Source organism: Ruegeria sp. CDSC002 (assembly GCF_059610905.1).
Window position 1 is genome coordinate 72,422 of sequence record NZ_JBXWOM010000007.1, and the last position, 12,195, is coordinate 84,616.

Consider the following 12,195-nt stretch of genomic DNA (forward strand, 5'->3'; position numbering starts at 1 on the left):
ACCGGGCTCAGCTTGCGCTGCATCCCCGAATGTCGACTGCGTGATTTGCCCCCAACACGGTGATCCGAATTTCCGACCGATCCAGCGCAAACGGTCCACCGGATGCATTAATCACCTCAGAGGTTGCGATCAGAGTGTTGCCGGTTCGCGTCGTCTCGGTCTGCGAAGCCCAGAGCGCCGGGTTCCCCGGCTCGATCACGGCCACCTCGCGACCGCCTGCCGAGGGCATGGTCACCCGGGCCTCGATCTTCATCCCGTCTGATGTGGGTGAGAGGTGACAGGTGGTATGGGCCACTCTGGCCTCGTGTTCGGAAAAGGGCCTTTGTGCCAGTGCAGCGGCGATGGTGGGGTTGCGCCCGGCGTCTGCGTTCAGCGTGTGGTCGAAATCCAGCTGTTCCGGGATGCAAACATCCTTGCAGACGCCCAGATCCATCGTTCCCTGCAGGCGTACGGGCTTGGCCGGGTTTTTCGGCGTGATCTCGACTGGCAAAACCAGTTGGTTTTCGTAGCCGATCGATTGCAATCCGTTCTGGTCAAAAACATTGGGTGCGGGCCATGTAATCGACACATCCCCGACGTTGTTCGAACGGTTCCAGTCGAATTGCGGCGGAATGCCAGCATCCCCCGGCGCACGCCAATAGGTTTTCCAACCGTCCTGCAGCGTCACACGCACGGCGCTGAGGTACGTTCCTTTAGCGGTGCGTCCGCCATCCAGAATATCCAACTCGGCAACGGGGCCGTTGACCTGCGCTGTTACAGGTAAGGCCAGACCAAAGGTTATGGCGATTGCCGCTAATACATTTTTTACGCTCATGGTTCATAAATGCGCGGTTGCGGCACAGAATCCAAGTCACGTTCCGGTAACCGGGATGAAATCTGCGGAAATGTGCGCTGATCCCTTGCCATTCTGGGTGACCAAGGGTCATTGTTGAAGCATACCTGATAAGAGATGTCGGCCCATGGATCTTACCGGAAAACTGTTGATTGCGATGCCTGGCATGGGCGATCCGCGTTTTGATCATTCGGTGGTGTACTTGTGCAGCCATGGCGAAGATGGTGCTATGGGGTTGATTATCAACAAACCTTCGGATTTGCGGCTGAAAACTCTGTTGAGTCAGCTCAACATCCCCTGCCGGATTCCGGTTGTGGGTGAACGTTTGGTCCATTTCGGCGGTCCGGTCGAGATGTCGCGTGGTTTTGTCCTGCACAGCTCGGATTACGAGGCGAACTTGCATTCCATGCACATCACGGATGAGTTCAGCATGACGGCAACGCTGGATATCCTCGAGGATCTTGCCTCGGGGCGCGGGCCTTTGAACTCTACTTTGGTGCTGGGCTATTCGGGCTGGGGACCTGGCCAGCTTGAGGACGAGATCGCCATGAACGGCTGGCTCACAACTGAGGCGTCGTCACAGCTGGTCTTTGATGTGCCGGATGATGAGAAATGGAGCGGTGCGCTTGCGACTTTGGGCGTTGACCCCTTGATCCTGTCTGCCGAGTCCGGGCGCGCCTGATCAGCCGTTACGCGGGGCCGCAGCGCGGCGCAGGCGGTCGTTAATGGCCGCACCCAAACCATGTTCGGGAATTTGGGTCACCGCAATTGGTCTGCCGGTGTCATTCAGGCTGTGCAGTGCGGCGAACAGGTTGGCAGCGGCCTCGGCAAGATCACCTTTCGCTGACAGGTTCAGATCGCAGTCCACTGGGCCAAACCCCAGCAGAACTTCATCGCCTTGCGCGGTGCTGGCGTTCAGACGAACGGGCGCATCCGGAGCATAATGCGATTGCAGCTGGCCGGGCGCGTTCAGCGCATCACCCGGCTGGTGGTGGTGCAGCTGAGTATCCAGAACCGCCTCGATCTGTTCCAGCGAAACGCCGCCGGGGCGCAAAAGGGCAGGCTCGCGCGCAACGCCCACGATGGTGCTTTCCAACCCGACCCCGCAAGGTCCATCGTCCAGAACCGCGGCGATGCGCCCATTCAGGCCGGACAGGACGTGTGCGGCTGTGGTCGGGCTGATTTGCCCGGACGGATTGGCAGATGGCGCGGCGACCGGGCCGTCGAATTCGGACAGTAGCGCACGGGCCGCAGGGTGGGCTGGCACTCGCACGGCGAGCGTGTCCAGCCCAGCTGTCACCAGCGATGAAATCCCGTGATCCGGTCGCAGTGGCAGAACCAGAGTCAGCGGTCCGGGCCAGAACGCGGCCGCTAAGGCCTCGGCCTGATCGGACCATGTCACGAACCGCTGGGCGGCTTCGATCGAGGCCACATGCGCAATCAACGGGTTGAAGCTGGGTCGTCCCTTGGCGGTATAGATGCTTGCCACCGCTTCTCCGTTACGGGCATCCCCGCCCAGGCCGTAGACAGTCTCGGTCGGGAAAGCCACCAGAAGACCCTGGCGCAGCAAGTCTGCCGCCTGCGCGATTCCGGCTGGGTCGGCGTTTAATGTCAGAGTGCCGTTGGGGATCATTGGTGGTGACGCCGCGTTTTGATTGCGTATAGCATTTGGACCGATACCTAATCGGTGGAACCCAGATGCATAAAGGTGGGCGGTGGAAATTCCAAGCCCGTCGGCGTAAACGCAATCAGACAGCCTAGAGGGAAGACATGCCATATCGCGCCCCAATCTCTGATTATGAATTCTTGTTCCGCCACGCGGTCAATTTTGACAAGATCGCTGCTACCGAGAAATTCTCGGAAGCCAGCGACGATGTGGTCAGTGCCATTCTGACCGAAGCCGGAAAACTTTGCGAAGAGGTGATGGCCCCTCTGCAACGCCCCGGTGATCTTGAGCCCGCGCACTTGGAAAACGGCGTGCTGCGTACCTCGACCGGGTATGCTGATGGCTGGAAAGCCATAGCAGAAGGCGGCTGGGTCGGGATGAGCGGTGATCCGGAATATGGCGGCATGGGTCTGCCGATGACGCTGACCACCGCCGTGAACGAGATGATGTCGGCCGCCTGCCTGTCGCTGCAACTTGCGCCGCTGATGACACAGGGCCAGATCGAAGCGCTGGAACATCACGCCAGCGATGAGCTCAAGGCGCTGTATTTGCCTAAGATGATGGCAGGTGAATGGTCTGGTACCATGAACCTGACCGAACCACAGGCCGGGTCGGATGTGGGTGCGTTGACTTCGAAAGCCGAAGCCAATGGGGATGGCACCTTTTCTGTGACAGGGCAGAAAATCTTTATCTCATGGGGTGACAACGATTTTGCTGAGAATGTCTGCCATTTGGTACTGGCGCGCCTGCCCGATGGCGTTCCCGGAACCAAGGGCATTTCGCTGTTCCTGGTGCCCAAGCTGCTGCCGGATGAGAACGGCAATCCCGGTGTGGCCAATGATCTGAAGGTCGTATCGGTCGAGCACAAGATGGGCCTGCACGGCTCACCAACCTGCGTGATGCAGTTTGATGGTGCCAAAGGCTGGCTTGTAGGCAAGGAACATGGCGGCATGGCCGCGATGTTCACCATGATGAACAACGCGCGCCTAGGTGTTGGCGGTCAGGGTGTGGGTGCAGCCGAAGGTGCCTATCAGCACGCGCTGGCCTATGCGTTGGAGCGGAAACAGGGCAAAACCCCCTCGGGCACCATTATCGACCACGCGGATGTGCGTCGGATGTTAATGAGCATGCGTGCTGACACTTTCGCTGCGCGTGCGATTATGCTGGCCAACGCCGCGGCCATCGATATGGCCAATGCAACGGGCGACGCCGATTGGATGTCTCGTGCCGCTCTTTTGACGCCGATTGGCAAGGTTTTTGGCACCGAGACGGGAATGCGCGTATCTGAGACCGGTGTTCAGGTACATGGCGGTATGGGCTTCATCGAGGAATCCGGTGCTGCTCAGTATTATCGCGACGTCCGCGTGACCGCGATCTACGAAGGCACCAACGGTATTCAGGCGATGGATTTGGTGGCGCGCAAGATGATGGATGGCGGCGAAGCAGCCTCGCGCCTACTGGACGAGATCGAAGATCATGCTGAACAGGCGCGGGCGACCATGCCCGAACTGGCTGGCCCGGTTTGGGAAGCGACCGAAAGCTTGCGCGAGACGACCGAGTGGATGGTGGCGCAGTCTGATATGAACAATCGGTTTGCCGGGGCGTTGCCGTATCTGCACGCCTTTGCCCGGGTGCTGGGTGCACATTACCACTTGAAGTCGGCTTTGGCTGAACCGGGTGGCCCGCGCTTTAAGCTGGCCCGGTATTACATTAACGCGCTGTTGCCTGAATATGCTGGGCTGCTTGTTCAAGCACAGAACGGGGCAGATGATGTTTTCGGGCTCAGTGCCGAGGAGTTTGTATCCTGATGGACGGAGAAACCCCTTTGGCGATCAGATATCCTTGGTCAGAGCCTCCGGCCGAGGGCGAGGCGACCGAGATTGCCGAAGGTGTTCTGTGGATGCGTTTGCCGCTGCCCATGGCGCTGGATCACGTTAACGTTTATGCGCTGGACGATGGGGACGGCTGGACAGTGATCGACACAGGAATGTCGTCGAACAAAACACGGCGCATCTGGGAAAAGCTGATGGCAGGCCCGTTGGCGGGCAAGCCGATCACGCGGGTGGTTGTGACCCACCATCACCCGGATCACGTGGGCAATGCGGGTTGGTTTCAATCCGAGCATGGTGTGGAACTGGTGGCGTCGCGCACCGCCTGGCTGTTTTCGCGGATGCTGCAACTGGATGTTCAGGAAAGTTGGCCCCAGGAGACGCTGGACTATTACCGCAGTGCAGGAATGGCACCCAACGTGCTGGCCAAGCGGATGGCCGAGCGCCCCTTCAATTATTGCGACACAGTTTATCCGATGCCGCTGGGTTTCACCCGGATCAAGCAAGGCAGTGTGATCCGCATGGGTGGGCGCGACTGGGATGTTCATATGGGCAATGGCCATGCCCCCGAACACGCGACATTCTGGAGCCGCGACGACAATCTGGTGATCACCGGCGATCAGATCCTCAGTTCGATCAGTCCCAACCTGGGTGTCTATGTCACCGAACCTTTGGCGGATCCGGTTGCTGAATGGCTTGAGGCCTGCGAACGGCTCCAGAGGCTGGCGCGACCCGATCATCTGGCGCTGGGCGGGCACAAGCTGCCATTCACCGGGCTGCCCATCCGGATGAGGCAACTGATCGACAACCACCACCGTGCATTGGATCGTTTGGAAAAGTATTTGGACCAGCCCAAGACCGCTGCCGAATGTTTCATGCCCTTGTTCAAACGGCAGATCAGCGGTGGCGAGTATGGGCTTGCGCTGGTCGAAGCGGTTGCACATCTGAACCATCTTTACCACATTGGAGCTGTCACCCGGACGCGCCGCGCGGACGGGGCGTGGGAGTTTCAGCGCAAAGGGTAAAGCTATGCAGGATCAGATCGAAACCTCGGCCGAGGCCGCCGAAGCCGCAGCTTTGCCGCGCTGCTACGAAGTGCATTCCGACCCTGAAGCAAAGTCAGGCGCAAAAGACCTGCCCGGTCCGTTGCAAAAACCGGTTGAAACAAAAAGCCCCGCGCAATGGGCGTATGAACGTCTGATCCTCTATATCCAGAATTTCGAGAAGACCCTGACAGGCGACCAAGAGGTTGCGATGGGATTCACCGGCGGCGACGCAGGCGTCATGCGGATCGAGGGGATGGGGTATTTTGATCCCGATATCATCACCTTTTATGGGTCCGATGCGACCGGCGCGCGCACTCAGCTTGTACAACATGTCAGCCAGTTGAACGTGATGCTGCGGGCCCTGCCCAAATCGGTCGAGGACAAACCCGCTAACCGGATCGGGTTCCGTTTGGCGGCGGATCTGGAAGAAAGCTGATCACCTGACTTGCAATTCACGTCTGCGCAGCCTTGAATGAGTTTACCATTCAAGGGGGCCTCGCGTGACCACTTTCTCTGCCGTTACAAGTGCCTACAAAGGTGCGTGGGCCCGTCGCCGTGTCTTTGTGCCGATCTATCTTGTTGTGCGCCTGCTTTTGGTTGCGCTGATTGCGCCCGGCGTGGCGATCACGGTGAATCTTGCCGTATCGCTATCCAACCAGACGGCGCTGACTGATCAGGCGATCGCTGCATTCATTCTCTCACCTGCCGGGTTTATTGCGGCCGTTGTGGTGCTCAGCCTGTTTCTACTGGCCGAAGTGTTTGTCTTCTCGGTCATGGCCGGGTCGCTGCGGATGGCAGAGCCGGACCCATGGCGCGCCGGCAGTTCTTCGATCAGGCTGATCCTGTCGCGGCTTCCATCCCTGTTCGGATTTGCGGTGCGCTTTGTTGTGCGCGTTTTGCTGTTGGTTCTGCCCTTTGCGATCGTTTCTGCCGTGATCGCGTGGTGGACGCTGACTGAATATGACATCAACTATTATCTGACATTCCACCCGCCCTCATTCTGGGTGGCTGTGGTGCTGATCGGGGCGGTTGCGCTGGCTATGGCCTGGGTGTTGATCCGACGCCTGTCAGCCTGGGCTTTGTCGCTGCATTTGGTTTTGTTCGAGGGCGTTCACCCCGGACATGCGTTTGGCATCAGTGCCAGTCGGATGGAAGGTAAGCGCGGACGCCTCAAGGTAGAACTGGCCATGTGGCTGGCTGTGCGCTTTGTCATCGCTGCCGTGATCGCCTGGTTGGCCGGGCTTTTGTTCGCACTGGTGCCGCTGCAAGGCGCAGCCAACCTGAGATTGGCCCTGATTTACAGCCTCGCCGTCGCCGGTATCTGGTCACTGGCCGGACTGGTATTGGCAGCCACGGCTCTGGGCGCATTGGCAGTTCTGCTCGATGGGTTCTTTGATATCCAGACATCGGAACCAACCCCTCCAAAGCCGCGCAACCTGCGCAGAACAATGGTCACGGCTGTTGGGGCCGCCATCGTTGCTGTTCTTGTTGGGATATGGTTCGGGCAGCACCTTCTGGAAAGGGTGCAGGCATCGGACCGTGCAGAGGTTATCGGTCATCGCGGCGCTGCCGCGCTGAAGCCCGAAAACACGATGGCCTCGGTTCTCAAGGCGATCGAGGACGGGGCCGACTGGGTTGAGATCGACGTGCAGGAAACAGCGGATGATGTAGTCATCGTCGCCCATGACAGTGATTTCATGAAACTGGCCGGTGTTAACCTAAAGGTGTGGGATGCCACGATGGAGGATATCGATCAGATCGACATCGGCAGCTGGTTTGGCCCTGAATACGCAGATGAGCGGACGCCGACGCTGCGTGACGTGCTGGAGGCCGCGAAGGGCAAGGCCAAGGTCATTATCGAACTGAAATACTACGGCCACGACGTAGACCTTGAGAATCGGGTTGTCGCCCTCGTCGAAGAACTGGGCATGCAGGACGACATTGCAACGATGTCCCTGAAATACCCGGCAGTGCAAAAGATGAAGACGATTCGCCCCGACTGGCGCGCCGGTGTTCTGGCCGCGACTGCTGTGGGTAATCTCTCAGGTCTCGAAGGTGATTTTGTTGCGGTGAACGCCGCGATGGCGACGCCGGGTTTGGTCAATTCGGTCCATGCGGCGGGTAAGGACATCTATGTCTGGACAGTGAATGATCCGCTGCAAATGTCGGCGATGGCGTCGATGGGGGTGGATGGGCTGATCACGGACCGACCAGCGATGGCAAATGAAGTTCTGCGTGTGCGCGCCGAATTGGGGCCGGCAGAGCGGTTGTTGTTATGGTTGGCGACGACCTTTGGCATGTCCTTTGATACTGAGGCGATGCGCGATGAAAGCCCTTAATCTGGCGGCAATCCTTTTGGTGAGTGCCGCGCCAGCCTTCGCGCAAGACGTCATGCGCAGCTTTGAGCTACCAGCACATCGCGCCCTGATGGCGGAGCGCAGCAGCGCAGAGTTGACCCCGTTTGAAACGGATGGCTGTTCGGGTGGTCTTTCGGCCAGTTGGCGCTTTGTGGCGGATACGTTCCCCAGCTTTCGGGGACTGTATGAGGCGCACCCACCGTGGGAATACTGCTGTGTGACCCATGATCGCGCCTATCACCATGCTGGCGGGGCTTTGCGGGCCGAAGACAGCTATGACGCACGCCTGTCTGCAGACGAGACCCTGCGTGCTTGCGTCAAAAAGCATGGGACAGACCATGCCGAGGAATATGCCGAGCGCTATGACATGACGGCCGAACAGATTCGCACCGCTCATTCTGTCACGGCCGAGGCGATGTATGCGGCGGTCCGATTCGGCGGCGGCCCCTGTTCGGGCCTGCCCTGGCGTTGGGGTTTTGGGTATCCGGGGTGCTCGGTGTTCCCACCTTTGGCCCCTGCGCGCGAATGACGTGGTGACAGGCCCCGGATTTTCCATTATCCAACATTTCAAACACGCGAATTAGGATTCTGAGACTCATGGCTGAACACAAGCACGGCGAAATGGATATCACTGTTCAAACCAAAACCTTTGATGGTTTCGTCAAAGCCACCACATGGTGTGTGGTTGCCATCGCCCTCCTTTGCCTGTTCCTGGCGGTCTTCGCCGCATAATCCAAAACGGGGTTGACCTTGATCCGGATTTTGATTGCCTGCCTGCTGGCAGCAACTGTTGCTGGCTGCACGGGATCGCAGCGTCCGCAAGCCGACCGGGCCGAGGTCGTTGCCCGATCCTATCGTGATCCGGGGCCTTCGACCCTGACGCTGTATACGATGATCAGCACGCGCACCGGGTCTGGTGCCCATACTTCGTTGATGATCAGCGGCAGCGAGCGGGTGATCTTTGATCCTGCGGGGTCTTTCCGCGCAGATGTGGTTCCGATCAAGGACGACGTGCTGTACGGTATCACCCCGAATGTCGAGCGCGCCTATCGCAGCTCACACGCGCGCGAGACACATTATGCGCGTATCCAGACGATTCAGGTAAGCCCGCAACAGGCCGAGATTGCCTTGCAGCTGGCCAAACAATCCGGTCCGGTCGCTGGCGCCTATTGTGCGAATTCCACCGCGTCGCTGCTGAAGCAGGTTCCGGGGTTCGAACAGATCGACGTGACCTTTTTTCCGGTCAAGCTGTCAGATCAGTTCGGTCAGATTCCGGGTGTTGTGACAACGGAGTATCGTGAGAACGACGATGCCGACCTGCAAAAAGGTCTGGCCGCCAACAATGCGGCACTGAACCAACTGGAAACGGTCTCAACCCAATAAGTACAGCAACCCGTACAGAGTTGCGGCACCGCTGAAGATCGCTGCCAGCACATTCTTTGTGATCACTCCGACGCTCAGCGCAACCGCGGCGGCCGCCATCCGTGGAATGTCGGGCTGCCCTTCGGTTGCGGTTGGCCAAACAACCAGCGGTGCAATCAGGGCGGGCAGGATGGCGACAGCGGTATAGCGCAAGTGGCGCAACAGCCAGGGAGGCATCGGGCGATCCCCGACGAGGCCGATAAAGACAAACCGCAAACTATAACTGCCAATGGCAAGTCCAATGATGATGGACCAGATCGTGACCGGATCAACAGGGGTCATGATGCGGCCTTTCTGCGTTCGGCGAACAATTCGGCCTGAGCACCGGCCATCATGCCGGCACATCCGGCAATCAGCAGGCCCAGATTGTATGGGATGCCAGCGGTCATCAAAGAAACGACAATGGCGACCAGCGCAGCCACCACATGGGGCAGGGTGCGCATCATTGGCCCGATCATTGCCAGAAATGTAATCGGCAAGGCAAAGTCCAGCGCCCAGCTTTCGGGAATGCGCGTGCCAAGAACCGCGCCCAGATAAGTCGCAAATATCCATAGCGGCGTGATGGGGGTGACCGAGCCCACGAAATAAGCCATGCGCTGGGGCACTGTCATCCTGGGTTCTTTTTCAAACTGCACAATCGAACAGGCATAAGACTGATCGACAGTCAGGTAGGCGGCACAGGCCCGCTGCCACATCGGCGCAGCCCCCAGATAGGGCGTCAGTGACGCTGAATACATCGCCATCCGCAGGTTCACCGCCAGGGCAGAGACAAGAATAATGGCCGTCGGCGTCTGTTCCTGCAGCAATTGCAGCGCGGCAAACTGCGCAGCACCCGCAAAGACAGTGGACGTGAAGGCCATGGTTTGCACGATATTCAACCCGGCCTCGGTCGCGAAGACGCCGAACAGGGTGCCAAACGGGATCGCCACAAAAATGAACGGGGTCCCGTCGCGAAAACCCTTCCAGAAGTATGACTTGGATGTGGTGTCTGCCATGGCTAAATCCTATGGTGATCCCCGCAGCAGTAGCGGTCTTGGGAAAGGGTTGCAATTGGCCACGGAACAGAACCAGTCAGACTACATCATCGCCCCAGATCCCGGTGCGCCCCGCCTGACCCGCGCCGTTGAAGGCGTGGACCAGAATGGTGAGGTCAGTCGGATCTCGGTGGTCGAGGAGCGCCCGCTGACGATTTTCCTCAATTCACAGGAAATCGTGACCGCAATGACCATTGGCGATTACCCGGAATACCTGGCGCTGGGTTTCCTGCGCAATCAGGGGATGCTGTTGGCAGATGATGAGATCACGCGCGTTGAATACGATGATGATCTGGAAACCGTGATCGTGCGCACTGCGCGCGAGACCTCGTATGAGGACAAACTGAAGAAAAAGACCCGCACCAGTGGCTGTGCGGTCGGCACGGTGTTCGGTGACATGATGGAAGGATTGGAGAACGTGCGCCTGCCGCAGGTCTCGGTCCGCACGTCGTGGCTCTATGATCTGGCGGCCAAGATCAACCGTACCCCGTCGCTGTATCTTGAGGCTGGGGCGATCCACGGTACAGTGCTGTGTCACGAGAACCGCCCGTTGGTTTATATGGAAGACGTGGGCCGCCACAACGCTGTCGACAAGATCGCCGGCTGGATGCTGTCCGAAGGTGAGGGGGCTGAAGACAAAATCCTCTACACCACCGGACGTCTGACCTCGGAAATGGTGATCAAGACCGCGATGATGGGCATCCCGGTTCTGGCGTCGCGATCGGGCTTCACCGCATGGGGCGTAGAGATTGCCCGCGAAGTCGGACTGACACTGATCGGTCGGATGCGCGGGCAGCGCTTTGTATGTCTTTCAGGTCAGGACCGACTGATGCGTGATGTGGATCCGGCGACTGTGGCGGTCGAGGATAAGAAACACAAAAGGAAAAGCTCCCAGTCCTGAAATCCGTTGGGTAACCAGTCGTTCTGAGAAAACTCTGCAAGTTCCAGAAGATATACACTAAGGTGGAGCAACTCAGAGTGGAATTTTGGATGGTTGCCACGTAGGGAAGCTATGGAATTAATCAGTTTAATTGCACCGGTCTTCGCGGTGATCTTGACGGGGTACGTGTTTTCTTGGACGAATCTTCTGGGTGAAGACACGTCAGAAGCTCTGGTGCAGTTTGCGGTTTACGTCCTGATCCCTGCCATCATGTTTTACCTGATTGGTCAGGAGGAGTTTGAGAACCTTCTAAACTACGGTTTCTACGTGTCGTATGGCGGTACGATACTGGCTCTTTTTGCCGTCCTGTTCATCGGTTTGAAGGCGCTGACGAGTTTTCAGGTCGGATCAGCAACCGTTTTGGCCTTTGCTGGCGTTGCCTCGAACACAGCGTTGGTTGCGCTGCCCATCCTCCATGCGATTTTTGGATCAAAGGGGGCGCTGCCGGCCGTATTGGCAAATCTGGTGGTCGCCATTCTGCTGTTGATCATGACCACCATTCTAGAGACCTCGGCCGGGCACAAGGCAAGCGCCAAGACACCCATTTACAAGATCCTTCTGAATGTTTTGAAAAACCCGATAATCGCTGCAACGTTGTTGGGCGTTCTTTACTCTTTCACAGGTATTGGGTTTTCTGACGCCGTTTCGGATTATTTAGAGCTTATGAGTCAGGCGCTTGCAGCTGTTGCGCTGTTTGCGATCGGGTTCACCACAAGTGTTCGCACGATTGTTCAGACTGGAGCGATGATCCTGTTCTTGACAGTAATAAAACTTCTCGTTGTTCCGGGGGTGGTGCTGCTTGCGGGGCATTTGATCGGCCTGGATCCGCTTTGGATCATTGCGGCGACGGTCTCTGCAGCAGCGCCCACGGCAAAGAGCATCTTTTTGCTGGCCAAACATTATGATCAGGAGCCGCAACTCGCCGCTCACATCGTGTCGGCGACCTCGTTCCTGGCGGTCGGGACTTTGATCCTGTGGCTGTTTGTCCTGCATCATCTGCATCCTACCGCGTTCCAATTGAATTGAGTTCGCTCTACAAAGTTGCGATCTATTGATCACTTGGACGCAA

Annotated in this window: 14 protein-coding genes; 10 read left to right on the forward strand and 4 right to left on the reverse strand. The window is 58.2% G+C overall.

Translation table 11 applies throughout. The annotated features are described in order from the left end of the window. Window positions 1-7: 7 nt before the first annotated feature. A complete protein-coding gene (locus AC2FJE_RS14260) occupies window positions 8-814 on the reverse strand; it encodes a protein-disulfide reductase DsbD domain-containing protein (RefSeq protein WP_496756536.1) in 807 nt (268 codons plus the stop codon). Window positions 815-959: 145 nt separating this feature from the next. Between AC2FJE_RS14260 and AC2FJE_RS14265 the strand changes: the two genes are divergently transcribed. Next, entirely contained in the window at window positions 960-1,514 is a 555-nt protein-coding gene (locus tag AC2FJE_RS14265; RefSeq protein ID WP_472722810.1) for a YqgE/AlgH family protein, read from the forward strand. Here the strand turns inward: AC2FJE_RS14265 and AC2FJE_RS14270 are convergent, their stop codons facing one another. Then, a complete protein-coding gene (locus tag AC2FJE_RS14270; RefSeq protein ID WP_496756528.1) occupies window positions 1,515-2,465 on the reverse strand; it encodes an L-threonylcarbamoyladenylate synthase in 951 nt (316 codons plus the stop codon). It lies immediately after the preceding gene. 137 nt (window positions 2,466-2,602) lie between these two features. On the opposite strand from AC2FJE_RS14270, the gene AC2FJE_RS14275 reads away from it, so the two are divergent. The 7 genes from AC2FJE_RS14275 (at window position 2,603) to AC2FJE_RS14305 (ending at window position 9,113) form a co-directional block, all read left to right on the forward strand. Then, complete coding sequence (locus tag AC2FJE_RS14275) at window positions 2,603-4,306, forward strand: acyl-CoA dehydrogenase family protein (RefSeq protein WP_496756527.1); 1,704 nt, start codon at window positions 2,603-2,605, stop codon at window positions 4,304-4,306. Continuing rightward, window positions 4,306-5,352 carry an MBL fold metallo-hydrolase gene (locus AC2FJE_RS14280; RefSeq protein ID WP_496756524.1) on the forward strand — a complete coding sequence of 349 codons (1,047 nt, stop codon included), beginning with the start codon at window positions 4,306-4,308 and terminating at the stop codon, window positions 5,350-5,352. Before AC2FJE_RS14275 ends, AC2FJE_RS14280 begins: the two co-directional genes overlap by 1 nt. Window positions 5,353-5,356: 4 nt before the next feature. Further along, window positions 5,357-5,809 carry a DUF6173 family protein gene (locus AC2FJE_RS14285; protein ID WP_058273581.1) on the forward strand — a complete coding sequence of 151 codons (453 nt, stop codon included), beginning with the start codon at window positions 5,357-5,359 and terminating at the stop codon, window positions 5,807-5,809. 64 nt (window positions 5,810-5,873) lie between these two features. After that, complete coding sequence (locus tag AC2FJE_RS14290) at window positions 5,874-7,712, forward strand: glycerophosphodiester phosphodiesterase (protein ID WP_496722887.1); 1,839 nt, start codon at window positions 5,874-5,876, stop codon at window positions 7,710-7,712. Continuing rightward, window positions 7,699-8,259 (forward strand): hypothetical protein, encoded by a 561-nt coding sequence (locus tag AC2FJE_RS14295; RefSeq protein ID WP_496722888.1) that lies wholly within the window; start codon window positions 7,699-7,701, stop codon window positions 8,257-8,259. The genes AC2FJE_RS14290 and AC2FJE_RS14295 overlap by 14 nt, the downstream gene beginning before the upstream one ends. 68 nt (window positions 8,260-8,327) lie before the next feature. Beyond that, window positions 8,328-8,462 (forward strand): aa3-type cytochrome c oxidase subunit IV, encoded by a 135-nt coding sequence (locus AC2FJE_RS14300; RefSeq protein WP_058273578.1) that lies wholly within the window; start codon window positions 8,328-8,330, stop codon window positions 8,460-8,462. Window positions 8,463-8,480: 18 nt separating this feature from the next. Continuing rightward, entirely contained in the window at window positions 8,481-9,113 is a 633-nt protein-coding gene (locus AC2FJE_RS14305; RefSeq protein WP_282169832.1) for a hypothetical protein, read from the forward strand. On the opposite strand, the gene AC2FJE_RS14310 is transcribed toward AC2FJE_RS14305, so the two are convergent. Both AC2FJE_RS14310 and AC2FJE_RS14315 read right to left on the reverse strand, forming a co-directional pair. Continuing rightward, a complete protein-coding gene (locus AC2FJE_RS14310; protein ID WP_058273577.1) occupies window positions 9,102-9,434 on the reverse strand; it encodes an AzlD domain-containing protein in 333 nt (110 codons plus the stop codon). The genes AC2FJE_RS14305 and AC2FJE_RS14310 overlap by 12 nt on opposite strands. Further along, window positions 9,431-10,147 carry an AzlC family ABC transporter permease gene (locus tag AC2FJE_RS14315; RefSeq protein ID WP_496756512.1) on the reverse strand — a complete coding sequence of 239 codons (717 nt, stop codon included), beginning with the start codon at window positions 10,145-10,147 and terminating at the stop codon, window positions 9,431-9,433. Before AC2FJE_RS14315 ends, AC2FJE_RS14310 begins: the two co-directional genes overlap by 4 nt. Here AC2FJE_RS14315 and AC2FJE_RS14320 point away from each other — a divergent pair. Together AC2FJE_RS14320 and AC2FJE_RS14325 are read left to right on the forward strand one after the other, a co-directional pair. Beyond that, a complete protein-coding gene (locus AC2FJE_RS14320) occupies window positions 10,146-11,087 on the forward strand; it encodes a formate dehydrogenase accessory sulfurtransferase FdhD (RefSeq protein WP_432653524.1) in 942 nt (313 codons plus the stop codon). The genes AC2FJE_RS14315 and AC2FJE_RS14320 overlap by 2 nt on opposite strands. Window positions 11,088-11,198: 111 nt before the next feature. Continuing rightward, a complete protein-coding gene (locus AC2FJE_RS14325) occupies window positions 11,199-12,152 on the forward strand; it encodes an AEC family transporter (protein WP_496761078.1) in 954 nt (317 codons plus the stop codon). Window positions 12,153-12,195 lie beyond the last annotated feature (43 nt).

What these genes read in the sequence shown, in the direction of transcription:
- AC2FJE_RS14260 (WP_496756536.1), bottom strand. Translation starts at nt 814, where the DNA reads ATGAGCGTAAAAAATGTATTAGCGGCAATCGCCATAACCTTTGGTCTG.
- AC2FJE_RS14265 (WP_472722810.1), top strand. Translation starts at nt 960, where the DNA reads ATGGATCTTACCGGAAAACTGTTGATTGCGATGCCTGGCATGGGCGAT.
- AC2FJE_RS14270 (WP_496756528.1), bottom strand. Translation starts at nt 2,465, where the DNA reads ATGATCCCCAACGGCACTCTGACATTAAACGCCGACCCAGCCGGAATC.
- AC2FJE_RS14275 (WP_496756527.1), top strand. Translation starts at nt 2,603, where the DNA reads ATGCCATATCGCGCCCCAATCTCTGATTATGAATTCTTGTTCCGCCAC.
- AC2FJE_RS14280 (WP_496756524.1), top strand. Translation starts at nt 4,306, where the DNA reads ATGGACGGAGAAACCCCTTTGGCGATCAGATATCCTTGGTCAGAGCCT.
- AC2FJE_RS14285 (WP_058273581.1), top strand. Translation starts at nt 5,357, where the DNA reads ATGCAGGATCAGATCGAAACCTCGGCCGAGGCCGCCGAAGCCGCAGCT.
- AC2FJE_RS14295 (WP_496722888.1), top strand. Translation starts at nt 7,699, where the DNA reads ATGAAAGCCCTTAATCTGGCGGCAATCCTTTTGGTGAGTGCCGCGCCA.
- AC2FJE_RS14300 (WP_058273578.1), top strand. Translation starts at nt 8,328, where the DNA reads ATGGCTGAACACAAGCACGGCGAAATGGATATCACTGTTCAAACCAAA.
- AC2FJE_RS14310 (WP_058273577.1), bottom strand. Translation starts at nt 9,434, where the DNA reads ATGACCCCTGTTGATCCGGTCACGATCTGGTCCATCATCATTGGACTT.
- AC2FJE_RS14320 (WP_432653524.1), top strand. Translation starts at nt 10,146, where the DNA reads ATGGCTAAATCCTATGGTGATCCCCGCAGCAGTAGCGGTCTTGGGAAA.
- AC2FJE_RS14315 (WP_496756512.1), bottom strand. Translation starts at nt 10,147, where the DNA reads ATGGCAGACACCACATCCAAGTCATACTTCTGGAAGGGTTTTCGCGAC.
- AC2FJE_RS14325 (WP_496761078.1), top strand. Translation starts at nt 11,199, where the DNA reads ATGGAATTAATCAGTTTAATTGCACCGGTCTTCGCGGTGATCTTGACG.